The organism is Sinomonas sp. G460-2, from assembly GCF_047759905.1.
Taxonomy (GTDB): domain Bacteria; phylum Actinomycetota; class Actinomycetes; order Actinomycetales; family Micrococcaceae; genus Sinomonas.
This window is the reverse complement of record NZ_JBKZWT010000032.1, coordinates 1-22,946: the sequence shown is the minus strand read 5'-3', so window position 1 is coordinate 22,946 and position 22,946 is coordinate 1. Positions and strand designations below refer to the sequence as shown.

General features: G+C 68.1%; 23 protein-coding genes. 11 read left to right on the top strand and 12 right to left on the bottom strand.

All coding sequences use genetic code 11. The features are described 5' to 3' along the window. The 6 genes from ACLN58_RS05710 to ACLN58_RS05685 form a co-directional block, all read right to left on the bottom strand. The coding region (locus ACLN58_RS05710; RefSeq protein ID WP_415854305.1) for a ParB N-terminal domain-containing protein at positions 1–686 on the bottom strand (686 nt) is incomplete at its 3' end. Then, the gene (locus tag ACLN58_RS05705; protein ID WP_415854304.1) at positions 679–1,521 is read right to left on the bottom strand and encodes a hypothetical protein; all 843 of its coding nucleotides are present in this window, start codon (positions 1,519–1,521) and stop codon (positions 679–681) included. The genes ACLN58_RS05710 and ACLN58_RS05705, both read right to left, overlap by 8 nt. Positions 1,522–1,684: 163 nt before the next feature. Next, complete coding sequence (locus ACLN58_RS05700) at positions 1,685–2,344, bottom strand: DUF2637 domain-containing protein (protein ID WP_415854303.1); 660 nt, start codon at positions 2,342–2,344, stop codon at positions 1,685–1,687. Continuing rightward, positions 2,341–3,240, bottom strand: coding sequence for a bifunctional DNA primase/polymerase (locus tag ACLN58_RS05695; RefSeq protein WP_415854302.1), 900 nt, complete (start codon positions 3,238–3,240; stop codon positions 2,341–2,343). The genes ACLN58_RS05700 and ACLN58_RS05695 overlap by 4 nt, the downstream gene beginning before the upstream one ends. Beyond that, entirely contained in the window at positions 3,240–3,581 is a 342-nt protein-coding gene (locus tag ACLN58_RS05690) for a hypothetical protein (protein ID WP_415854301.1), read from the bottom strand. Before ACLN58_RS05690 ends, ACLN58_RS05695 begins: the two co-directional genes overlap by 1 nt. Further along, positions 3,578–4,639: an ArdC-like ssDNA-binding domain-containing protein gene (locus tag ACLN58_RS05685; RefSeq protein WP_415854300.1), complete on the bottom strand. Its 1,062-nt coding sequence runs from the start codon at positions 4,637–4,639 to the stop codon at positions 3,578–3,580. The genes ACLN58_RS05690 and ACLN58_RS05685 overlap by 4 nt, the downstream gene beginning before the upstream one ends. A gap of 229 nt (positions 4,640–4,868) precedes the next feature. On the opposite strand from ACLN58_RS05685, the gene ACLN58_RS05680 reads away from it, so the two are divergent. Continuing rightward, positions 4,869–6,032, top strand: a complete 1,164-nt coding sequence (locus tag ACLN58_RS05680; protein ID WP_415854299.1) for a hypothetical protein — start codon at positions 4,869–4,871, stop codon at positions 6,030–6,032. Here ACLN58_RS05680 and ACLN58_RS05675 read toward each other — a convergent pair. Continuing rightward, on the bottom strand, positions 5,976–6,548 hold the full coding sequence (locus tag ACLN58_RS05675) for an NUDIX hydrolase (protein ID WP_415854298.1): 573 nt from the start codon (positions 6,546–6,548) through the stop codon (positions 5,976–5,978). The genes ACLN58_RS05680 and ACLN58_RS05675 overlap by 57 nt on opposite strands. A 303-nt stretch (positions 6,549–6,851) precedes the next feature. Continuing rightward, positions 6,852–7,406 (bottom strand): HD domain-containing protein, encoded by a 555-nt coding sequence (locus ACLN58_RS05670; RefSeq protein WP_415854297.1) that lies wholly within the window; start codon positions 7,404–7,406, stop codon positions 6,852–6,854. 434 nt (positions 7,407–7,840) lie between these two features. On the opposite strand from ACLN58_RS05670, the gene ACLN58_RS05665 reads away from it, so the two are divergent. The 8 genes from ACLN58_RS05665 (at position 7,841) to ACLN58_RS05630 (ending at position 16,708) form a co-directional block, all read left to right on the top strand. Continuing rightward, the gene (locus ACLN58_RS05665; RefSeq protein WP_415854296.1) at positions 7,841–8,911 is read left to right on the top strand and encodes a CHAP domain-containing protein; all 1,071 of its coding nucleotides are present in this window, start codon (positions 7,841–7,843) and stop codon (positions 8,909–8,911) included. 190 nt (positions 8,912–9,101) lie between these two features. Then, positions 9,102–9,443, top strand: a complete 342-nt coding sequence (locus tag ACLN58_RS05660; RefSeq protein ID WP_415854295.1) for a hypothetical protein — start codon at positions 9,102–9,104, stop codon at positions 9,441–9,443. Between the two features lie 29 nt (positions 9,444–9,472). After that, on the top strand, positions 9,473–10,666 hold the full coding sequence (locus ACLN58_RS05655) for a MinD/ParA family ATP-binding protein (protein WP_415854294.1): 1,194 nt from the start codon (positions 9,473–9,475) through the stop codon (positions 10,664–10,666). A 2-nt stretch (positions 10,667–10,668) separates the two neighbouring features. Continuing rightward, positions 10,669–11,013 (top strand): hypothetical protein, encoded by a 345-nt coding sequence (locus tag ACLN58_RS05650; protein WP_415854293.1) that lies wholly within the window; start codon positions 10,669–10,671, stop codon positions 11,011–11,013. A gap of 4 nt (positions 11,014–11,017) precedes the next feature. Continuing rightward, the gene (locus ACLN58_RS05645) at positions 11,018–11,809 is read left to right on the top strand and encodes a hypothetical protein (protein ID WP_415854292.1); all 792 of its coding nucleotides are present in this window, start codon (positions 11,018–11,020) and stop codon (positions 11,807–11,809) included. Then, on the top strand, positions 11,796–13,529 hold the full coding sequence (locus ACLN58_RS05640; protein WP_415854291.1) for a hypothetical protein: 1,734 nt from the start codon (positions 11,796–11,798) through the stop codon (positions 13,527–13,529). The genes ACLN58_RS05645 and ACLN58_RS05640 overlap by 14 nt, the downstream gene beginning before the upstream one ends. A 12-nt stretch (positions 13,530–13,541) precedes the next feature. After that, positions 13,542–15,095, top strand: a complete 1,554-nt coding sequence (locus ACLN58_RS05635) for a hypothetical protein (RefSeq protein ID WP_415854290.1) — start codon at positions 13,542–13,544, stop codon at positions 15,093–15,095. After that, the gene (locus tag ACLN58_RS05630; protein WP_415854289.1) at positions 15,092–16,708 is read left to right on the top strand and encodes an ATP/GTP-binding protein; all 1,617 of its coding nucleotides are present in this window, start codon (positions 15,092–15,094) and stop codon (positions 16,706–16,708) included. Before ACLN58_RS05635 ends, ACLN58_RS05630 begins: the two co-directional genes overlap by 4 nt. Positions 16,709–16,887: 179 nt before the next feature. Here ACLN58_RS05630 and ACLN58_RS05625 read toward each other — a convergent pair whose 3' ends face one another. The 3 genes from ACLN58_RS05625 to ACLN58_RS05615 are packed head-to-tail and all read right to left on the bottom strand — an operon-like array spanning position 16,888 to position 19,606. Beyond that, positions 16,888–17,562, bottom strand: coding sequence for a GntR family transcriptional regulator (locus tag ACLN58_RS05625; RefSeq protein ID WP_415854288.1), 675 nt, complete (start codon positions 17,560–17,562; stop codon positions 16,888–16,890). Positions 17,563–17,594: 32 nt separating this feature from the next. Beyond that, the gene (locus ACLN58_RS05620) at positions 17,595–18,332 is read right to left on the bottom strand and encodes an aspartate/glutamate racemase family protein (protein WP_415854287.1); all 738 of its coding nucleotides are present in this window, start codon (positions 18,330–18,332) and stop codon (positions 17,595–17,597) included. Beyond that, positions 18,332–19,606 (bottom strand): dicarboxylate/amino acid:cation symporter, encoded by a 1,275-nt coding sequence (locus ACLN58_RS05615; protein WP_415854306.1) that lies wholly within the window; start codon positions 19,604–19,606, stop codon positions 18,332–18,334. Before ACLN58_RS05615 ends, ACLN58_RS05620 begins: the two co-directional genes overlap by 1 nt. A 202-nt stretch (positions 19,607–19,808) precedes the next feature. On the opposite strand from ACLN58_RS05615, the gene ACLN58_RS05610 reads away from it, so the two are divergent. Beyond that, positions 19,809–21,233 carry an aspartate ammonia-lyase gene (locus ACLN58_RS05610; RefSeq protein WP_415854286.1) on the top strand — a complete coding sequence of 475 codons (1,425 nt, stop codon included), beginning with the start codon at positions 19,809–19,811 and terminating at the stop codon, positions 21,231–21,233. A 239-nt stretch (positions 21,234–21,472) separates the two neighbouring features. Here the strand turns inward: ACLN58_RS05610 and ACLN58_RS05605 are convergent, their stop codons facing one another. Further along, the gene (locus ACLN58_RS05605) at positions 21,473–22,177 is read right to left on the bottom strand and encodes a TetR/AcrR family transcriptional regulator (protein ID WP_415854285.1); all 705 of its coding nucleotides are present in this window, start codon (positions 22,175–22,177) and stop codon (positions 21,473–21,475) included. A gap of 96 nt (positions 22,178–22,273) precedes the next feature. On the opposite strand from ACLN58_RS05605, the gene ACLN58_RS05600 reads away from it, so the two are divergent. Further along, a partial coding sequence (locus ACLN58_RS05600; RefSeq protein ID WP_415854284.1) for an SDR family NAD(P)-dependent oxidoreductase occupies positions 22,274–22,946 on the top strand: 673 nt, incomplete at its 3' end.

Below are 22,946 nucleotides of genomic sequence, written 5' to 3'. Positions count from 1 at the left end.
TCGCCGGCGAGGCGGTCGAGCTCGGCGAGGGAGACCTCGGCGCGGGTGCGTTGGTGCGCCGCTGTGATCGACCCGCCCGCGTCGATCCCCGCCAATTCTGCCGCCGCGCGCTCCCGGACATCTGATGCCAGGTTCGGGTCGGCTGCGATGCGCTGGAGCTCGCCGATGCGTTCCAGGCTCGTGTACGAGTTCCGGCCGGTGACCATGAGCGCGGCCTGTTCCCGCGTCTTCCCGGCCGCCGCTGACGGTGGGGCCACGGTGGCCCCACCGTGCGACCTGGGGTTATACCCGTCGACGGTGAAGCGGAAGGCCTCCTGACGACGCGCGGCGTCCTCGGCGAGCAGGGTCTTGAGCTCTCGGTAGAGCGTGGCCTGTTCGGTCTGCGTGAGCGCTTTGTGGAGGGCGTTGTCGTCCTGTTCGGCGAGAAGCTGCCCGAGCCCGTCGCTGATCCCAGACCGCACCCACACATTCGCCGTCTTCCAACCCAGTTGGCGCAGCGCGGCCAGACGACGCAGCCCGCAGACCAGGACCCCGTCCGGGGCGATTGTGATCGGCTGGAGCAGGCCTTCGCGTTCGATGGACGCGGCCAGGGCGCCGACGTCGCCCAGGTCGGCGCGGTGCCGGCGCCCGATGCGGATGGAGTCGAGCGCGCGCTCGAGCTCGATGTGCCCGGGCCCGCTACCCACGGCCCCTCCCCGAAGGAGTGGACAGGACCACGTCGGCCAGCAGCGCGTTGTCCGCCAGCAGGTCGCCGAGCGGTTCGCCGATGAGCAGCCGCAGCAGGATGCCTCGTCCCGCGGTCGTGTGCACCAGGTCCGGGTCGGGGTTGCCGAGCACGGCGCGCAGCATGGCCAGCCACGACTTGCCCGGTATGTCCAGCAGCGCACGGGCGTGGAAGTCGCGGCGCAGGGCCTCGAACGCTGAGGCCCGGGAGGCGGCCTCGCTGAGCCGGATGCAGATGTACTCGATCCCGGCGCGGGCCGTGGCCGGGGGCCATCCCAACAGGGCGAACAGGGTGATCGTGTCCTCAACAGCGGAGCCGACGCCGGTCGACGCCCCGACTGTGTGGGAGGGCGTGGGCTCGTCGGTTTCCTCCGTCGGGGTGGTGTGGAGGGCAGGGTGGTAGTCGGTCAGCGGGTTTTCGCGGTCGCTGAAACGCTCCGCTTCATGGAAGCCGCTGTACTCCGGGCGGCGGGCGCGGGTCACCGAGCACAGCAGCCCCTGGCCGCGTTCCTCGGCCAGGCAGGTGATCCGGACCGCGTGGGTGACCACAGCCCACGGGTCGTCCGCGCGGCGCACCGAGGGGTTGCGCATCGCGTCGAATGCGGCGGTCGCGGCCTCCCACGGGTCCAGCCCGTGCTTGCGGGCAAGGGCGGCGTATTTCTCGGCAGCATGCTGCATCAGGGCGCCGGCCTCAGGGTCGTCCCGCCAGGCGCCCCAACCGGCCTGGTGAAGGCGGGTCAGCAAGGCTCGCAGCCCCTCGGAATCCTCAAACCTCTGTCTCCGATTCGTTGTGCTCATGCGTGTGGCACCTCCTGGCAGGCAGGTGCACACGCGTGCCCTGGCAACCGATCTCTACGCAGTGCTGGGGACGGACATGGTCGGCTGACCTCAGACCGATCCCTGGACGGGCCGTGGCGTGGCGGCCGACGAGTGACGTCTGCCGCATCGCGTCTGCGGTCGTTCATGTGGTCATCTCCCTCGGTGTCTCGTATCCGCGATGCGCCTTCGCCGTCTCGGCCTTGGTGAACCAGCGGCCGACCGTGGACGGTGCGACCCCGAGGCGTCGGGCGATCGCCTTGTTCGACCAGCCCTCCTCCCGCAGGCGCTCCGCGAACCCCCGCCGGCGGCCAACCCCCGATACGGATTCCGTTTCCGCCCCGGCAGCGACTTCGACGCCTTCGGCGCCCTCCGTGATGAGGCCTCGGACGGTGCGACGGGAACGGACCAAGACGACCGTCAGATGTGTGCTGGCGAGCAGCACCAGCGGCGGAACCGCGGCGACACAGGCGGCCAGCAGGCCGGGCACGTCAGGATCGGCTGCCACCGTGGCGTGCAGCGCGTTCGCCGTCACCGACACCACCGTCCCGGCCATCAGCAGCAGCCACGGATACCAGGCCGCCGCGCGCCGATCCAGCGCGACGGCCGCGACGGTGGCGACAACGATCAACCCGTCCACGATCAGCGGCCACGCCCACGCCTGCCGCGCCTCGACACCGGACCGACGCGCCAAGTCCGAGAGGGCGGTGAAGGAGAGCCAGAACGCGAACGCGGCGATCAGCACGGTTCCCGCGACCGCGGTCCGGACCGCGAGATCGCCGTCGCGAAGACAGGTCGGGATCATGAGAGCACGTGGCCCTTGACCTGCGCGGTACGACGAGCCGCAACATCCCGCCCGGAAACGTCGTCCGCTTGCGGGCCGGTGCGGGTTGCGCGGTAGGCGGAGCGGATGGTCGCGTCCACCTCGCGGGACGGCAGCCCCGCCTGCTCGGCGGCGGGCGCCAACAGTCCCTGCGTCGCCTCCGCCGAGGCGCCGGCCTCGGCCATCCGACACGCCGCCCAGAACAAGCCACGGTTCCGCTCGCCCTCGCCTCGCGAGGCGACCCACGCCGCCAGCCGCCCGCCATCCGTCACTGGCACGATGCCTCGCGAGGATGCGACGGGGTCGCGCCTGGGGTCCAGCAGGTTCCGTAGCGCCATCGCGTCGACCGGCGACACCGCTCCTTTGTGGCTGCTGATGAGCATGTACGACGCCCGCAGACCGGCCTTGAGTTCCACGACGGACGGGGGCAAGATCACGTAGCCGCCCTCGCCGCGGAAGTCCACCCGCGCCGACGCCGCCTGCCACGATGGCTGCGGCCGGGCCGGGTCCGCTGGGTAGTAGGCGTGCATCCCGCCGGACGGAGTCCGCACCAGCACCAGCCACCGGCCGACCAGCCCCGCGCGGCGGGCCTGATCGAACGAGTCGAACCCCGACCCGCCTGCCTTCCGGTCGACGTCGACCACCTCCAGACCTGACGTTGCCCCGGTGGGCATGCCGATGTTCGCGCCGGGCCATCGCCGCCACCACGACACCACTCGCCCCGCATCCGCTGTCGCGTCGTGGAATCCACGCGCGGTCAGCGGACGCTTCCCGCCCGGCGCGCAGGGGAACACCGGCGCCCCGGCAGCGGCGAACCGTGCGGCCGCCTCCGCCAGCGACAGCTTCGCGACCTCAATGAACAGCTCGGCGGGATCCATCAGAGGCTCCGCAGCTCGGGGGCCGCGGCCTGCGACGTTCGACGAACGCCGGCAGTTAGCGAGGCGGCGCACTCAAGGTGCTGGGCGCGTTCGGTGTCGTCGCGTTCACGGGCGAGCCCAGGTGGATCGCCCGCCCGCGCCTGGACGGCGGACGGGGCGTCCGGGATGGTGCCTGTGACTTTGCAGACCCTTTCAGCGCCGGCGCGGGCCAACTCGACCGGAGGTTTGCCTTCGACCGCCTCCACCTCACCGATCTTGCGATGCCGATTGGCATTCGGGCTGGCCGGGCCGTGCAGCCTCACATACGCGAGTTCTTGTCCGCACTGGCCGAAGGGATTCATCGCGAGACACCTTCGGCACGTGCTGCCGATGGCGAGCGGGCGGCGTTGATGGCGGGCGCCCGAGTCGGTGGCCGGTCGAGCGCCGGCGGGGTGCCGTCCGGGATCTTGGTCGTGTCGAGGCGTTCGAGGACGCCGAGTGCCGCGGTCCGGACTCGTGCTGCAGTGCTCTGCACCGCCTGGACGGGATCCTGGTTCGGGACCTGAGATGCCCAGGTCGCGACGTACGGGATCGTGTACTGGCTGGAGTCCATGCCGTGCGCGGCGGTGATCATGAGCGCGACGGATTCGGCCTCGACCTCCGCGATGCCGCGATGCAGGACCGCGTCGACGTTGTCGCGGTCGTGCAGCACGATGTGTCCGACTTCGTGGCTGAGCGTGCGAACGCGGGCGGCGGCGTCCATGTCAGCGCGGACGTGCACGGTTCGCTTGAGCCAGTGGGTCATGCCGTTGGCGCCGTCGAGGTATTCGGCGTCGGGGGCGTCGTGCAGTGTCAAGCCTCGCTCGGAAACGATGTCTGCGAGTCCGTCCCACAACCCTGCGGGCGCCTCACCGGTGAGCAGTTTCGGCGCGGGAACATCTGGGATGGGTGGGCCTTGGGTCTGCGAGATGTCCCAGACGTAGGCGGGCTTCGCGCCGACCATCCGCGTGCGGACGACTTCGCCGGGTTCGGGCTTCTCGCCGCGTGCGAGCCGTCGCCAGCTTTCGGCGTTGGCCGGTTCGCGGGAGGCCATCCGCGCTGTGACCGGGGCGAAGATCTGGTAGCCGGGCTGGCCCTTGCTCACGTTGCGGCCGAGGTCGCGCCATTGCTGGTATCCCGCCACGTGTGTAGGCATCGGTTCGGGCGCCAGTCCGGCCTCGTACGCTGCGTAGTGCTGGATGTAGATCAGCAGGGTGTTGTTGAACGAGCGGGAGCGGAATCTGGCGGCGAACTCCATGGCACGGCGCCAGTCCTCGCCGGTGATCAGCGATTCGACGGTCGAGGTCAGTTTCTCGTGGAGCGCGTCGATCTTCGTCTTCCGCTCGGCGGCCTTCTCCCCGAAGGCTGTATTGCTGGACATCCGTCCTCCTCGAGCCCGATGTGGCGTTCTGTCGTTGGACAGGTGCACGCCGGCGGCCGTAGCGCGACTGGTCGTTGGGTTTCCGGCCGGGGGGTCGTTCCGACCGCGTCTCCAGCACATCAAGAGGCCTCGCCTCGCATCAGTGGCGGCCTGTAGCGTGGGGTCGCTACGCGCTGCTACGTGCGCGTGTTCTGGCCCGTCCAGTAGCGGGTGCGCGAGTATATGGGGGATGAGCAACGGCCAGGACACCCGGACGCAAACTGGGACTGCGCTCAGGGACGCCCGTGCGGCGCGGAAGTGGTCTCAGGTCAAGGCGGCGCACGAATACGCCCGGGCCGCCGCCAGGCTCGACATTGCCCCGCCGGAGCCTGACACGCTGCGGATCACGATCTCGCGGTGGGAGAACGGGCACCAGCGCCCGGACGAGGTCAGCCGCCGCGTGCTCAGGCACCTCTACGGCCTCTCAGATGCTGATCTCGGCGCGCCCGCACCCGCGCCACTCGCCGGCGCGGCCGCAGAGCTCGCGGCACGGCTGAGCAGCAGCGCTCGCGTGGATGACGGCCTGGTGTCGCTGTTCGCCCAGAACACCCATATCCTGCGCATCCGGGACCGCCAATTCGGCGCCGCAGCCCTGCTGGACCAGATGAGCGGCCATGTCGAGGAGATTCGGACCTATCTGGACCACTCGCTCAACCCGGATGTGCGCGCGGGCCTGGCACGGGTGCTTGCGGATGCCGGTGCGCTGGCCGGGTGGCAGGCTTTGGACGCTGGTGATCCCAAGCGCGCTTGGGCGCTGTATGTTCTCGCCCGCCAAGCCGCCCTCGAGGCAGGCGACAGGGTTCTCCTCGCGCACGCGCTCGGAGAGCAGGCCTATGTGCTGCTGGAGGCCAGGCGGGCCGGGGACGCGCGCCAGCTCATCGGCCACGCTGTGGCCCTTGGCCCGCACCCGCCGCTGCTGGAGGCATGGTTGGCCGCCGCGGAGGGCGAATTCGCCGCTGCGGAGGGTGACAGGCGGTCCGTGCTTGACGCGTTCAACCGGGCCTGGATTGCGCTGCCCTCCGATGTCCCCGACGGCAGCATGCCTTTCCTGACCCTCGACGATGTGCACCTGTCGCGGTGGCGGGGCAGTGCGCTGGCCCGCCTCGGCGACCCCGAGGCCATCACGGACCTCATCGCGGCGCTGGAGGCGATCGACGGAGGACCGTTCGTGCGGGCACAGGCAAGCTTGCATACGGACCTCGCCACCGCTTACGCCGCAGCCGGAGAGCGCGATTCCGCGCGAGCCCATCTAAGGGCCGCGCGCCAGCTCGCAGCCGAGGTCGGCTCCCGGCGTCTGCTATCGCGTCTGAGCCGGGTGCTGCTGCCCGGAGAGGGCGGCGACGGCGTGCAGTAGGCCCACCAGGGAACCGGCCCCGGCCACCAGGCCTCGTTCGATCAACGCCGGGACCACCGCAAGGGGAACCCATCGAACGATGCCGGCCTCTTCGGCATCAGTTGGGTCGCCAACGTGCTCGGCCCCGCGACCGAGGAAGACTTCGTGCGGGGTGTCCACCATGCCCGGCATTGGCTGGAACTCCGCCAGCTTCGACAGCCCCAAAGGCTTCCAGCCGGTCTCTTCCAGCGTCTCGCGCTCGGCCGCGGCGCGGGAGTCCTCACTCGGGTTGACGATACCGCCGGGAAGCTCCCACCCCCAGGCGTCCACGGCGAAGCGGTACCGCCAGAGCATGAGCACCCGATCCTCTGGGTCGAGCACCACTGAGAGCGCGACCCGCTGGAGCCGGACCACGTGGTGCTCGAAACGGCGTCCGTCCGGCGGAGTGATATCGACCTTCACCAGGCGCACCCACCGATTCTCGTACAGGGAACGCTCGCCATGCTTGATCGTTAACAGCGCCTCGGGCGTGCCCATCGCCGCCTCAGTGAATGAATCGACCTGCCCTGAACCCTCGCCCATCACTCCAGACTACAAGCCGACCGACTCGCCCCCGCCGTCCGACGCCATCAAGCCAGCCCCGCCGCCGCTAACACGACCACCGAACTCCTCGGTGGCACCCTCGCCTATGACACCGAGAGCACCGCGATTGCGTGGGTCGAGCCCGAACGCATCTCCGAGTTGGACATGCACCCGTCGATGCGGCTGCGGATCAGCCACTACCTCGACCGCCGCCCCGCTCCGTATCTCGGCTGAGTATCGCCCGACTGCGACAGGTGCCTAGCGGGCGTCCGCTGCGGCAATGAGGCGTTTCACGCGCTCCGCTGCAGCAAGGAGGGCTGGCGACGACCGCATGACGGCCCTGTTCACCGGGTGCCGGTCCGGATACCTCGAGAGGATCTCTGTGATACGTGCCTCCACCTCCACGCGTTCGCCTTCCGGCCCGACGGTGAGGTCGGAGAAGGTCAGGACATCCAGCAGCACTGGATCCGGCCGCTCGAATGCCGCCAGCGCGTCCGACAGTCCTCGTTCTGCGGCTTCGTTCTCCGCGCCCGTGTGGTAGGCCACGAGCGATACCACGGCGTCGGGAAAGCCCTGGTCCTTGACGAACGTGGCCCCGTCGACGGGGTGGAAGCCGGTTGCCGCGACACGCTCGGAATAGCCGACGTCGTGCAGCCATGCCGCGGCGGCGACCGTGTTGCGCCCCGACAGGCTCAACTGCTCGGCGATCGACGTGGCCGTGGCGGCCACGCCTGCCATGTGTGCCCGCCTCGATGGCAGGTCAGAGAGCGTCTCCAATGCCACCGCCTGCGCATGCTCGATCAGAGAAGCCATGACATCAGCCTATCTAGTCGCCTCGCCTTGGCACGGGTCGTCGGAACTGAGGGAGACGGTCCCGAAGTGCATGCCTTGCGAAGCCGGGGCAGTGTATAGCGCAGGGCTCGACCAGATCAACGACGCAGCCTGCCGAATCCGGTCTCGAAACGGGTCCGATGCGGGTTTGCCCAGATCAGCCTGAGGTTCCCTTTTCGGGTGCTCTGAGCGAGGCCCGTCGTTCTCAGAGCCTGCTCTTACGGTTTTGACCCCGCATCATACCGATTTGACGCGGGCTGTCGTCAGAGGCTTCGCCGTCTGCCAGAATCCGCAATTGTCGATCGATCCAGCTTCTGGATGATTTCGGTCACGTTCATGCCAGTTTGCGGCCTCCCTCTCGGTCCCCTCGGTGCACATCGAGAAGTGGAAGCAAATTTGGGGGGAGGCGACTCCGCATGGGTTCAAGGACGGCGCTGGGGGCGGCCGCGGCTGCGCTCCTGGTCGGGGCCGTGGCCTTGGTCACGGTCGTGACAGACGGCAACGGCAGTGGGACGCCGTTAGCGGCGCAGGCCGCGTGCGTTCCGGCGCCTGCCGGGTCGCCGGCCGTGACGACCGCTTCTCGCCAAATTGCCGGCTACTCGGGGGTCCAGCTGGCAAACGCGCGAGCGATCATCGATGCAGGCAAGGCGATGGGGCTGTCTGTCAGGGGCGAGACCATCGGGGTGATGACCGCGATGGGGGAGTCCGGTCTGCGGGTTCTTGACCATGGGGATACTGTCGGGCGTGATTCGCGCGGCCTGTTCCAGCAGCGCGGGAACGGGGCCTGGGGTTCGCCGCGCGACCGCATGGATCCGGGGGTGAGCGCGGCCAACTTCTTCAGGGCCCTCCTGAGCGTCCAGGGCTGGGAACGGCTGGACCCGACGATCGCGGCGCACAGGGTCCAACGCAACGCCGACCCGTACCACTACGAGGGCTACTGGCCTGACGCGACCGCGATGGTGAGCGCCCTGGCCGGCGTGAAAGGATCCGACATCGCCGGGTCCTGCGCAAGAGCGGCCGGGGCGGGCGACGACCTGCCGTGGGCCGCGGGTCCGATCGACGCGGCGTCCCCGAACGGGACGTTCACCCGCGAGTGCGTCGACTTCGCCCTGTGGCGGCTCAACCAGGCCCTGGGCAGCACGAGGGCCCCGTTCAAGATCCTCAACTCCAACTTCCGCCCCGACGGCAGGCTGCTCGGCTCCGCGCTGACGTGGAAGGACGGCTGGGACGCGAGGGGCTGGCCCACGGGCAAGACGCCGCAGGCCGGAGCGGTCGCCTGGTACGCCCCGAACACCGGCGGGGCGGGCGGCCTCGGGCATGTGGCCATCGTGACGGCGGTGCACGGCGACGGGACGTACCTCGAGGAGGGGTACAACGGCAATCCGCCGCCGAACGATCACACCTACTACACACGCACGGTCAAGGACAGCGCGCCGAGCGCCTTCCTGTACGTGCCGACCCGGAAGGATCTTGGCCTTGCGTCATAGCCCAGCTACGAACTCGGCCGCCACAGCGGCGGCGTTGCTTGCCCTCGCCCTCACAGGGTGCGCGGCGGCCCCCGCGGCGTCGACCGCTTATCCGGACGTGTCCCCGTCCGCAGCTCCGACAGGGTCGGCCTCGGTCTCGCTCAGCGCCGGGGACCGCCCCCAGGCGCCTGGAGGGACGTCGCCTGCGGCCTTGGGGGTGGCCTGGGACACGGCGTCGAAGACGGCCGCGCTCGATCTGGCGACACGGGCGATGACCCTGTACGCGCGCCCCGAGGTGAGTGCCCAGGCATGGATCGCTGACCTCCGCGCGCTCCTGACACCGCAGGCGGCGCAGGACTACACGGACGTCGATCCGTCCACGATCGCGATCACGTCGTTCGGACCCGGCGAGCTGATCGTGGACCAGGCCAACGGTTACGCGGCCAAGGCCCGGTTCGGTTCGCCGGCGGGGCCGTACGGGGTTGCCCTGCACCGCAACGGGGCCGACCAGGCGTGGAAAGTCGTCCGGTTCAACGTTCCGGGCTCTCAGTGAGGCAGACAGCGCAAGAGGAAGGGGAATCCATGACGACGAATTGGCAGGGGACGGAGAGGGGCGCTGCTCACCGCTCCGCTGTGGCGGACCTGGCAGCCGACTTCGAGGACGATCCCGTCGTCGAATCGGCCGCCCGGTCCGTAGCACCGATCCCGGAGCCGGAACCGGTAGAGCACGAGGAGCCCACGCAGGAGGAGCCCCTGGTGCGGGGGCGCAGGAGCTCGGCGATCCTGCGGAAGGAGAACATCGACGACCAGCTGCCCCCGGCCTCCGGCTGGCAGGCGTTCGTCCGGGCCGTGACCTTCGGGCTCATCAATCCGAAGGCGGGGCCGGAAGAGCTCAGGCGACGGGCGGACATCGGGGCGATCCAGCGGATCTACAGCCGCCCCATGATGGTCATGGTCGCGCAGCCTCTGGGCGGGGTCGGGAAGACGACCTGCAGCATCGGGCTCGGGTCGACCTTCGGGATCCACTCGGCGCTCCAGACGCTGGTGTGGGACAACAACGAGACGATGGGCACGCTCGGCGTGCGCACGAACTCGAACGACTCGACCAGGACGGTCTGGGACCTGCTGCGCGTGCTGGGGTCGTTCGAGCGGATCGAGGCCCGCAAGGGCGACCTGTCGTTCTACACCCGCCACCAGGGAAACAACTCGTTCAACGTGCTCGTCTCCGACGAGGACCCCGACCGGATGAAGCAGATCGGCGTCGAAGAGTTCAACCGGCTCCACACGGTCCTGACCAGGTTCTACGACACGATCATCGTCGACACGGGCAACAACACACGCAGCGCGAACTGGCTGGCCGCGATCGACGTCGCGGACCAGCTCGTGATCCCGACCACGCTCAAGCGCAACTCGGTCGTCTCGGCGCTGCGGATGATCGAGCAGCTCGAGTCGATGTCCGAGCACACCGGGAACACCCGCTACAAGCAGCTCGTCGCGAACGCCGTGGTCCTGGTGACGCAGGGCGCGGGAACGTCATCTCCGGCAGCGGAGCGGACCGAGCTGCGCCGAGCCCTCGGCGAGGCGGTCCGCGCCGTGATCGACATCCCCTACGACAAGGCCCTGGACACGGGCTCGATCATCGACTGGCAGCTCGTCGGCTCCCCGGTCCGCCGCGCCTTCGAGCGGGCGGCCGCGGCGATCGCCGACGGCCTCCTCCATGCCGACGGAGCCTCCGCACGCACACCGACCGACCCGACCACCCATGGAAGGCGCTAATCATGCTGACCGCCCTCACGTCCGAACTCGTCATCCGCTCGGCGGCGCCGTTCGTCGAGAACCCGCTGGACTGGACCAAGCCGGACTTCAACGTCTTCGGCATCAAGTTCAAGAACGCCTCCGCACTTGTCCTGGGCGGTATCTGGGGCCTGGTGCTCATCGTCATCGCCGGCGCTTTCCTCCTGGCCCTGGGCCGCTGGGGCCTCGCCCGCAACCGGGGCCACGTCGATGACATCGCCGAGGGCGCCCAGGGAGTGAAGAAGACGGCCCTGGTCTTCGGGTGCAGCGCCGCGGCAGGGGTGATCCTCGGGTTCATCCTGGCCCTGACCGGCGCGATCGGGGCCTGAGACGATGCGGCGCCATTGGAAGGCCTTCCTCGCCGCCGCCATCGTCGTGGCAGCCCTCACCGTCGCTGCGCTCATCCTCGGCACCCGCAACGACCAGCCGGCCGCCGTTGCCGCGGCCCCGGTCGCAGGGGGAGGGAAGCTCGGCTTCCCGGTTTCCCCGGTGAGGATCGGCTCCGGGGGATCTGGGGTCGCCGCGGACGGGAGGACTCCGATCGGGTACGACGGAAGCTGCGACTCGGCCGCCGCAGCCGCGGCCAACTTCATGCCGGTCATCGCCGACGTGCGCCCCAGCGCATGGCCGGCGCAGCGGAAGGCGCTGGCCCAGATCGACGTGAACACCGGCGAGCTCAGCGACCTCGCCACCCTGGCTGGCCTAGGGGCCAAGACCCTGAAGCTCCCCAACTGGAGGAGCTTCGACGGGGACTGGGTCACGAAGACCGACGTCGCGGCCGGCGGGCTGTACCGGATGGTGACCTGCATCGACCGCGACAAGGCCCTCGTCCAGCTCGTCTACGCCTCGATCGACGCCGGGACCGAGGGCGCGAAGGCGAGCTTCGTGACCCAGGCCCTGGATCTGGGCTGGCAGGGCAGTGACTGGAAGGTCACCCGTAGCCAGATCCCCGTGGGCTCGACGGACCTCACGCTGGGCGGGCGTCTGCCGGACCGGGGACCGAACCTCGCCGCGCTTCCGGCCCCTGATGGGAGGCCGCCCGTGCTGACCAGGGATCTGGCCGACCAGGCTTTCAAGGACGTCACTCGGGAGGGGTGGATCGAGTATGCGAATGCTCTCCGCTAGGGTTCGCGCACTGTGCGTGGCGATGGTCGTCATGCTGTGCTTCGGCGTCGTCTCGGCCCAGGCCGCATACGCGGCCGGCGACCAGCAGCAGTCGGGGTCCCTGAACGCGGACCAGATGAAGCGCCTGGCCGGGCTCCCGGAGGGGCAGAGGAACCAGGTGCGCGATTCCGTGGTCCAGAAGCTCTCCCAGGACGTGTGCAACGGGATCAATGCCGTGACGGCGGCCCTGCCGCTGTCCTGCGTGGCCGATACGGCCAGGGCCTTCGGCACGTTCCTGGCGACTCCGGAGCAGGCGATCGCGTACAACCCGGCCCAGGACGGGGCGAAGCTGTGCGCCGGCTACGCCGCCTTGGGCAACATGGTCGCGGCCGGAGCGTGCCAGGCCAACAACGTTATAGCGAAAATGGCTCCCCTTGCCGGGGACGTCCTGAAGGGCGTCATCGCGGTGTCCCCGGGCGGGCAGTTCATCCTGGGGAGCATTGACGTCATCTCCTTCATCTCCGACCCCAAGGACGGGTTCGAGAGGTTCGCCAACACCGTCAAGGACGGGGCGGTCAAGGCCACGAGCGAGGTCATCCAGAACCTGACGAAGACCTCCGCCTTCAGCGTCGATGACGGGTTCCGCGACACGTGGGCGGCCTTCGCGGCCATCGGCCTGGTGATCCTGGCCCTGATGTACTTCAAGCTCTGGAAGGACGTTGCCAAGGACGGGGACATCGACCTCGAGGAGGTGCGCCGCGCCCTCGTCTGGTACGGGCCCCTCTCCGTGGTCCTCGTGCTGTTCGGCCCGGCCATCGGGCACGTTCTCAACGGCTGGCTCTCCGGGTTCACCGATGCGTTCTCCGACTGGTCGGCGGCCAGGATCGCCTCGTTCATGGAGGTCGTGTCGCGTTTCGCCTCCTACCAGTCCAACGGCGTGTTCGGTCCGCTGGCTGCGGTGATCCTGTTCGGGCTGCTCTTCTTCGGTGCCTGGGGCCTGATCGGGGCCCTGTTCCTGCAGCCCTTCGCCCTGTACATGATCGGGGTCGGTCTCGCCCTGGCGATCGGGTTCCTCGTCCACCCGGAGTACCGGGGCCGGGTCGCGAAGATCTTCTCACTCTGGCTGGGGATCGGCCTGTCCAAGCCGCTGCTGATCCTGCTCGTCGGCGCGGTCTTCGGCTTCGTCGCGGGCCAGCCCGCCTTCAAGGACGGCGTCGACGACGCGCTGGTGAACGCCTCGAGCGTCTTCATCGCCGGGGCTGCCATGCTGATGTTCGCGTTCGCCCCGATGGGGCTGTTCAAGTGGGTCCCGCTGCTTCCGTCCGCCTCGACGAGCGTGGGCGCGGGCCGCGGCTCCGTCGCGGGAGCGGCCGTCGTCGCAGGCGCCGGGGCCGGTGTCAGCTCGCTGATCCGCCAGCAGCGCAGCATGTTCAACCGCAGCCAAAGCTCCGATGCCCCCGGCCGGTTCCCGGGGCAGGCGGTCAGCGGCCCGGCATCCCCGGGAACCGGCGGGACGCCGCCCCCGCCGATCCACGGGACACAGGATCCCGGCCGCCGCTCGGCCCTCCGGACCGCAGGGCGCGTCGGTGGTCTGACGGCAAGGACCGCAGGCAAGGTCGCGAGCGGCGGTGCCGCGGCGTTCCTGCTGGCAGCACGGGAGACGGCCCGGACCGCCGCACGGCGAGGCCGGGCAGCCGCGGAGGCCATCGCCCCGAACACCGACCACATCAGCGGACGCTAGCAGGGAGACGGCATGAGGATGGTCGTGCTCGGGGGCGAAGTCGCCGGCCGGGGCCTGTGGGGAGGACATCGTTCGGGCCCCGAGTGGGCCGGCCTGGCCGCGTCGGTGGCGCTGGCCCTTGCGGTCATGTTCAGCGGCATCCAGCAGATCCTGGCCTTCTTCGCCGCGGCCGCCGTGCTCCTGGCCGGGGCGGTGCTGACCACTCCGACCAAGTTCACCGACTACCGCAGCGTCGGCGCACTGCTCGCCGAGCGGTGGCACCAGCGGTACCGGCGCCGGAAGGGGACCGCGGTGTTCGTCCCGGTCACTGCCCGCCCAGCGACGCGCCGCGTGAAAGCCCCGAAATCGCATACAGACCGGGCAGACGAGGACGGCATGATCGAAGTCCCGATCCGGCATCGCGACACCGCGCCATTGATGCTGGGATCCGTCCGGTCCTTCTCCGTGGACACCCCCATGGGACCGATGGCGGTGTTCCGGCACCAGGCCGGGAAGCCGTACTACACGGCCACGGTCGAGACGATCGGCACCAGCTCGGGGCTGCGGGAGGAGCACCGGGAGGACGCAGGCTATGTCGCGCACGGGCAGGTCCTGGCGCGGCTGGCCCGCCGGCAGCAGCTGATCACGCACGTCCAGTCGATCTCCCGCAGCGTGCCCGTCGACGCGACCGACCACCTGCTGTGGCTGCGCCGCCAGATCGCCGATCAAGTCCCGGAGGTCCTGCTCGAGTCGTACGGCGAGCTATGCGATGTGGTCCGCTCCCGCGCGGAACAGCACCGCACCTACGAGACCTTCCGGATCCCCGCCGGGGACGCGCTCTACCGGCGCGCCGCCGTGCACGGGGAGGGCGACGAGGGCATCGGCCTGGCGATCTTCAACGAGGTCCGCTCGGCGATGTCCTACGCCGAGATGAAGGGCTCGCTCACCGGCTACCGGCCGCTCGGGCCCGCCGGGATGGCCGCCCTGCTGCGCCACCTCCAGGACCCGGACTACGACATCGACGACCACGAGGGAGCGGACCTCGCCGACTGCTGGCAGCACCTGGACGGCTCGACGTCGCCGAACGCCGTCGTCGTCAACGGACGCTGGCACACGCGCACCGGCTACGTGGCGGCCACCGCGTTCAGCCCGGAAGCCGTGCCGGTCGAGGCCCTGCGACCCCTGCTGCGGGGCATCCAGCCCCCGGTGGTGCACACGGTCGCGGTCGTCTGCGAGCTCCAGGACGCCCGCCAGGCGCGCGGGCAGGCCAGACGCCACGTGGCCGACGACAAGGCGCGGAAGAAGACCGCCGAGGAAGCAGGACGGGTCACCGACGGCGAAGAGGACGTGCTCATGGATGCTTCGAGACAGCGCCTGGTCGACCTCCGGGTCGGATCGGGGCACCACGGTGCCGCGTTCGGGCTCTACATCACCTACTCAGTGGAAGACGCCGACCAGGTCCTCCCGGTGGCGGACATCATCGAGGCCGCGGCCGCCGACGCCGGGATCGATCGCATCGAATGGCTCGATCACCGTCAGGACCTTGCATCGATCACCACCATGCCGTTTACGAGGGGGATCCGATGAGCGCCGAGACGACCGTGACGACCGCCGAGGAGCCGTTCGACTCCGCCGAGGCGGAACCACCGATGCGGCGCAGCTGGTCCCTGATCCCCGCAGCGAAGCGGATCCGACGCTCCGCGGCGCGCGTCGCGCAAGTGCGGAAGCAAGCTGAGGCGGCGCATGTGGGTGCCGACGACCCGGCCCGCCGTTCCGGCCGACCGCAGCTCGGCCCCGGGAAGGACTGGGGCACGAGGTGGTTCCACCACCGCCCGTGGAGGTTCGCCTCGCAGCTGGGGTTCTACGATCCTGCCGCGCCGGGGATCCTGACCTCGACCCGGCAGATGGAGTTCTCCCACATGGCGGTCGCGGCCCCGCCGACCTCGCACAGGGGACTCATCTTCGGCATCGACGCGGACTCCGGATGGTTCCTCATCCACGACGTCTTCGAAGGCTACGGCCAGACGCTCGAGTCCCCGAACGTCGTCTACATCGGCGACCTCGGCCAGGGAAAGAGCTCCGCCATGAAGACCTGGGGCGTGCTGCGGCAGCTGATCCTGGGACGGCGCATCGTCGTGATCGACAAGAAGTACCAGATCGACCGCAGGGGCGGCGAGTACACACCCCTGGCGCAGACGCTTGACGTGGCGCCGATCCGGTTCCGGATCGGCGGAGGCGGAGCCAGGATCAACCTCCTCGACCCCCGCATCGCCACCCGCCTCGACGAGGACCCCGACGGCCCGCCCACAGAGGGTGACAGCACGGGGTTCGAAGCCCCGGCGGGCCAGTCGATGCTGCTGCGGGCGGTCACCGAGGAGGCCCTGGGCAGGAGGCTGACGCCGCGCGAAGGCAAGGCCCTGCGCATGGCCCACCGGCAGGCGCTCGAAACGGCACAGCGCGAAGGACGCGTAGCAGACATCCGCGACGTGCTCGCCGCGCTGTACCGTCCCGACGCGGGGGCCGCTGACGCTGCAGGGCTCACGGGCGACGAACTGAAGGAATGGGGCAGGGATCCTGCCTTCGAGCTCGAGCGATTGATCGAGGACGACCTCTCCGGCCTCATCGACGGTCCCACGAGCGAGGAGATCCGGCTCAACGCCGGGCTGACCGTCTTCGACGTCTCGCTCCTGCCGGAGGACGGGCCGGCGCTGCCGATCGTCATGACGATCGTCAGCACGTGGCTGGCGAACACGCTCCACCGGCAGGTCGACCCCGTCCCGACGACGCTGCTGATCGAAGAGGCCTGGCACACAGTGCAGGGCTCGGTCGCGACCGTGACCCGCCGCAACACGAAGCTCTCCCGCGCGCTCTCCCTCTCGTGCCAGTTCGCCTTCCACCACATCTCCGACATCCCGGCCGACAGCCCGGCGATCGCGATGATCAAGGAGTGCGGCACCGCCCTGATCTACAAGCAGTCCAAGAGCGACGACGCCGAGGCCTGCGAACGGCTCTTCAGCCTCCCGCCCGGGTCCGCCGCGGAGATCACCGCACTCCCCAAGGCCCAGTGCCTCTTCAAGATCGGTTCGGCAGATCCGGTGGTCGCGATCCACCTCCGCAGCCGGCTCGAAGCCGAGCTGACCGACACCGACCGCGCGATGAAGTCCCGCGCCACCATGCACCTGACAGAAGGGGAAGCGTGAGCAAACCCGTCTCCTTGAACACGATCCGCAACCCGTTTCGGGGCGGTGGCTCGGCAGCATTCACTCGAGAAGGAGCCGTAGGAACGGCTGACAACTCGTCCCGTTCCTGACTCCGGTCGTCATGGACTGCGTCGTTCTGCGCACCGCCCCAAAGCGACGCTGCAGGTCGGCCTAGAGGGTCAGACCGTCAGCTCAGCATTTGCGAAAAGCTGGTCGATGAGGCCGCCCAGTTCAATCCAGTGCTCTCCCGAGCGTTTGGCTGCTTCGTCGGCGTCTCCGGATGCAAGGATCCTGATGAGTTCGCGATGGTGGCCGCCGGTGTTCTGGGCCCCGTACAGCGTGGAGAACTTCCTGTAGAGGATGCGGTGGATCTGCGGGTGCAGCTGGTCCAGGATGCGCGTGATCAGTGGATTCCGCGCGGCTGCGACCGGGATGCTGTGGAAGCGGTCGTCAGCCTCGAGTGCGGCCCGGACATCGCTGCGGGCGACCGCTTCCTCGAATTCCTCGTTGACCTCCCGCATAAGCTCGAGGTCCTCTCGCTTGAGGTTCGGGGTGCCCGCGCGGACGGCGACCTCATCGAGGGCCTTGATAACAGCGAGCGTGCGGGCGACCTCGTCCTTGTCCAAGGTGGAGATCCGGGTGTAGACGCCCGGCTTGGCCTCCACGAGGCCCATGTCGGCGAGGCGGGCGAGGGCTTCGCGAACTGGAGTGCGGCTGAGGCCCATGCGTTCGGCCAGCTCGGAGTCCTTCACCCGCTCGCCCGGGGTGAGGTCGCCGGTGACGATGGCGTCCCGGATACGGTCGTAGGCCTCCTCGCTCATGAGGCGACGGTCTACTCGGTCGATGGGCGACATGCGTACACGATACATTGGATATTGCGTTCCGTTCAGGGGCACGCAACGTGGCGTTCGGGTCCCTGATCCGCCACGGGGAAGCCGGCTTGCCGGAGGGCGGCAACCGCCAAGACCCCGGTGGGGTCGATCAGGGGAATCTGAAGCATGTCCTGCGACAGGGCGAGTGGAATCTCGGTGCAGCCGGCGATTACCGCCTCGGCGCCCTTGGCCTGCAACAGGGTCGTTGCCTCCACAAGGGCAGCGCTGATGTCCGGCGTGGTGTTCCCTCCCTTGATCCCCAGGATCGCATCCATGACCTTCTCCTGGCCGTCCTGATCCGGGACGAGGACTTCCACACCCCCCTTGGCTGCGGAGGCCTGGTAGAGGCCCATTTGGCAGGTGCCGGTCGTGGCGAGGAGTCCGACCGAGCGGATGCCCTGGGCGGAGAGGAGCTCGACGGTCTCCTCGATCATGTGAAGGATCGGCGCGGAGGTCTTGGCCTGAAGGGCGGGGACGAAGGCGTGCGCCGTGTTGCAGGGGACGGCGATGAGAGTGGCCCCAGCTTCCTCCAAGTGTTTGACCCCGCGGAGCATCCATGGAGTTGGGTCCTCGCCCAGCCCGAGGATCGCCTGTGTCCGGTCGGGGATGGTGGGGTCCGACCAGATGACGGTGCGAGGGTGGTCCTGGTCCCGGCGGGCCCGGGTGTGGCTGACAAGCTTGGCGTAGAAGTCTGCCGTCGCTGCCGGACCCATGCCGCCCAGGATGCCGATGACGGGCTCTTGCGGGTACATTACCTTTCCGATCCGGCCGCGGCTGATGCGGCCTCGAGAACTTGGCTCTCAGCAGATTCGGTCGACGCCGACCCTGCAGAATTGGCTTTTCGTTCGGCTCTCAGCTCAGAGCGGTCGACGACCGCGGCGGCGAGACAGTTCCCGACGACGTTGACAGCAGTGCGCGCCATATCAACGATGAAGTCCACTCCGAGCAGGAGCGCGACGCCCTGAGGCGGCAGACCGAGGGTGTTCCCGGCGGCGAGCAGGACGACGATGGAGCCGGACGCGACACCGGCCATGCCCTTGGAGAGGATGACCAGGACGGCGACCATAAGAAGCAGCGCGGGAATGTCGGTGGCCAGTCCGTAGGCGTTGGCGATGAAAACGAGGGCGACGGCCTGATAGAGCACCGAGCCGTCCGTGTTGAAGGAATAGCCGAGCGGGACGACGAAGGATGTCGTCGAGCGGCGGAGTCCGAATCCTTCCAGACGCTGAAGCAGCGGGGCGAGGACGGCTTCGGAGCTGCGGGTGACGAACGCAATGCCGACCAGGCCGCCGATGGCCCTAATGAGCGAGAAGTACGGGACGCGGAACACGGAAGCGATGAGGGGGAAGACCACCCCGAGGATGATCGCAAGCCCGGAATAGACAGTGGCGATGAACCCCAGGAGAGTGCCGAGCTTGCCGAAGCCGTAATGGGCGACATCGTAGCTGATGAAGCCGAGGATGCCGAACGGGGCGAAGCGGACCACGTAGCCGACGACTTTGAACATGACCTGCGCGAGGCCATCGAGGACCTCCTCGACCCGCTGCACCCGGCTCCCGAGCGCCGCCATGCCGACCCCGACGAGGACGGCGAAAGTGATAGTGCCCAAGAGGTTGCCCTGCCCGAACGCCTCGAAGACGTTCTTCGGCACGGCATGGAGGATCAGCTGGTTGAAGTCGACCCCGCTACTGAGCTTGGAGAGCTGCGAGGGGTCGGCTCCCCCGACCGGGGCGCCCTTGCCCACCTGGAGCAGCTTCGCAATGCCGACGGCCATTAGAAGGATCAGCGTGGTGACGATCTCGAAGTAGAGGATCGCCTTGCCCGCGATGCGGCCGACCTTCTTGACCGACTCCATTCGGGAGATCCCCAGCACGATCAGGGGGAACACCAGCGGGATAACGACCATCTGCACGAGGTTTAGGAAAACGTCTCCTAGGATCTTCAACCCCTCGCCAACGGCTGGGGCCATGGATCCGATGAGCGCGCCAGCCCCGACGGCCAAGAGAGACCATACCCCCAGGGGCATCTTCCGCCACCAGCGCCTCTTGGGCTCCACAGGAACTGCCGCCATTCGAGTTTCCATCATATTGCCTCCAATATATTGCGTATTGCATGTGGAATGGAGATAATCATAGTGTGACCGGGAGCACTGTCAAGCCCCTCTTCTGGCTAGAGAGCTCCCTCGACAGAAGGACCATCGAGAAACCGGACAGGAGCATGAGTATCTGATGGAGACGCGCAGTGAGAAGGATCTGCTCGGCAGGCTTGCCGTGCCCGCACAGGCCTACTACGGAGTGCATACGGCGAGAGCCTTGGAGAACTTCCAGGTGACCGGCATGACAATCTCCCAGTTCCCCGAGCTGATCACCGCTCTGGCCAGCGTGAAGCAAGCTGCGGCCATGGCAAACAGGGATCTTGGCGTCCTGGTTCCGGAGCTGAGCCGAGCTATTGTCCAGGCGTGTGAGGAGATCCGTTGCGGGTCCCTGCAGGAGCAGTTCGTGCTCGACCCCATCCAAGGCGGGGCCGGCACGTCCACCAACATGAACGCCAACGAGGTTATCGCCAACCGCGCCCTGGAGATCCTTGGCTACACCCGCGGGGAGTACCAGCTCCTGTCCCCGCTCGAGCACGTCAACCGTGGCCAGAGCACCAACGACGTCTACCCCACGGCCTTGCGCATCGCCACAATCCTCGCCGCTCAGCAGCTCCTACTCGCGATGGACACCCTCCGCGTCTCCTTCGGACGCAAGGCGGAGGAGTTCGCTGATGTTGTGAAGATGGGGCGCACTCAGCTCCAGGATGCGGTCCCAATGACGCTGGGACAGGAGTTCTCGACCTACTCAGTTATGGTGGAAGAGGACCAGCAGCGGCTTCGGGATGCGATCGGGCTACTGCACGAGATCAACCTCGGAGCCACCGCGATCGGTACTGGCATCACCACGGTCCCGGGCTACGCTGACAGCGCGTGCGCGCATCTGCGGGAGATCACGGGCCTGCCCCTTCAAACCGCACCAGATCTCGTGGAGGCAACCCAGGACTGCGGCTCCTTCGTCCAGTTCTCCGGAGTCCTCAAGAGGATTGCAGTCAAGCTCTCCAAGGTCTGCAACGACCTGCGCCTGCTCTCCTCCGGCCCCCGAGCCGGCCTGTCGGAGATCAACCTGCCCCCGCGACAGGCTGGGTCCAGCATCATGCCGGGGAAGGTAAACCCCGTCATCCCCGAGCTCGTGAACCAGGTAGCCTTCGAGGCGATCGGCAGCGACTTCACCGTGACCATGGCGGCCGAGGCAGGCCAACTGCAGCTCAACGCCTTCGAACCCGTCATCGGTTACTCGATCCTGAAGAGCTGTCGACGGCTCGCAGCAGCCGCAACGGCACTTGCCGGTCTGTGCATCGACGGAATCACGGCCAACGAGGACTTCCTCCGCTCCCAGGTGGAGAACAGTATTGGCACCGTCACCGTCCTCAACCCGCACATTGGATACGAAGCCGCGACCGCCATTGCCAAGGAAGCGCTGACAACCGGCCGCACGATCACCTCGCTAGTCCTCGAAAAGCGATTGCTCGCCCCTCGAGAGCTTGAAGCCCTGCTGAGCCCCACATCGCTGGCGAACCCGCCGCGCGCCCTCGACCAGAACGTGACTGGCATCGGCTGAGCCGGCAAGGACGAAGCGCCAGCTCCAATTGACTGCCCCAGCATTCCTGCGAGCTTCACCTTCGGCTCTGCCCTATGTAGGCCCTGAACGCACCCCTAAGGAGGTCCTCAAGTTGGCCTACCGTCGGTTGCTGCCGTTCCTTCCGACGCTGGACGTGCCAGACCTTGCTTGGGCCACCGCATATCGCTCAGACACTCTGTGGGGTGGCCGGCCAAGCAGCTTCTTCCGTTCGTCCAGGTCTAAGGCTTGGCGATTTCCCCTTCATGCCGCTGCTCGGTTCGTGCCATAGCGCGGTAGAGGCTGGCAGATGAAGGGGCGGGGGGCATCGGCGGGACGGGTGCGCCATGGGTCGCAAACCCGCGAAGAAGATGGCCGATGAGGCGGCGCCAACTTTCGGGTGCGTCGCCTCCGGTGGCCGAGATCACGCCCGCATTGGCCATGAGGACAAGGATCAAGTCTTCCGAGGCAAAGTCAGGCTGTAGGTGGCCAGTGCTTCTGGCGCGCTCGATAATGGCGAGAAATCCGTGATATGCCCGCGTCCGCCGCTCCTCTAGTGCCTCGGCGGTCGAAAAGGTCAACGTAAGGACGTCCGCGAAGCCTCGGTCTTCTGCCTGCATCGCACATACTTCTGTGATGTATCGCAGAAATCCCAGCCACGGATCGTCGTCGGCGAGTGCTTCCTCCGTGGCGCGCACATAGGCATCCATTCGGTCTGCGAAGACCGCATCGATGAGGTCTTGGTGAGTTGTAAAGTGCCGGAAGAGTGTGGCTTTTCCCACTCCCGCCTCGCGTGCCACTGCGGCCATTGAAATGCTTAGCCCTTCGCGCGCGTAGAGCTTCCGAGCGGCGGCCAGGATGCGCTCTCGGTTGCGTTCTGCATCCGCGCGCATGCCGGCACCGGGTCGTCCGCCGCCTGAGGCCGAGAGTGTCCCCGCCGTATTCATGTCCCCAATGATACTAACTGGACCAGCCGTTCCGGTTTCGTGCTACATTGGATTCTGGAATCGGATCGACCGTTCCACTTATGAGAGGCGGAAACTATGCCAACTATCGCTGTGGTCGGCGCAGGGCCTGGTCTTGGGCTCGCGATCGCACGCACCTTCGGCTCGCACGGCTTCGACGTTGCCTTGATCTCGCGGAATCGCGCCAAGCTCGACGGTCTGGTCGAACAGCTCGCGGCTGACGGGATCACTTCGGCCGCATTCCCCGCAGACGTGCGGGACCGGCCAGCGCTCGCGCAGGCCTTGGAGGAGGCCCAGGTGCGGTTCGGCAGAATCGATGTGCTCGAGTTCTCCCCGGTCGCAAAGGATGGAAGCACCCAGCTTGTTCGTCCCACGGATATCACCCCAGAGGACGTACAGACTGAAATCGAAGCACAGCTCTATGGAGCAATCGCTGCGACCCGGGCGGTCCTCCCTGCGATGCGCGAAGCGGGCTTCGGCACGCTGCTGTTCACTACGGGCGCCGGTTCGGTCGACCCCGTGCCGGAAGTCGGCAACGTCAACGCCGCGGCGGCGGCGTTGCGGAATTGGGCAATCAATCTGAACAAGGAACTCGCGGACTCAGGCGTTTATGCGGCGCACGTCGGGATCGACGTCTCGATCGATGTGTCGGTGATACCTGGGTTTCCCACCGCGCCGGCGTCGAAGATCGCCGCGGCGTACTGGGAGCTGCACAACAAGCGCGAGGAAGGCGAGTTCGTCTTCTCCGTGT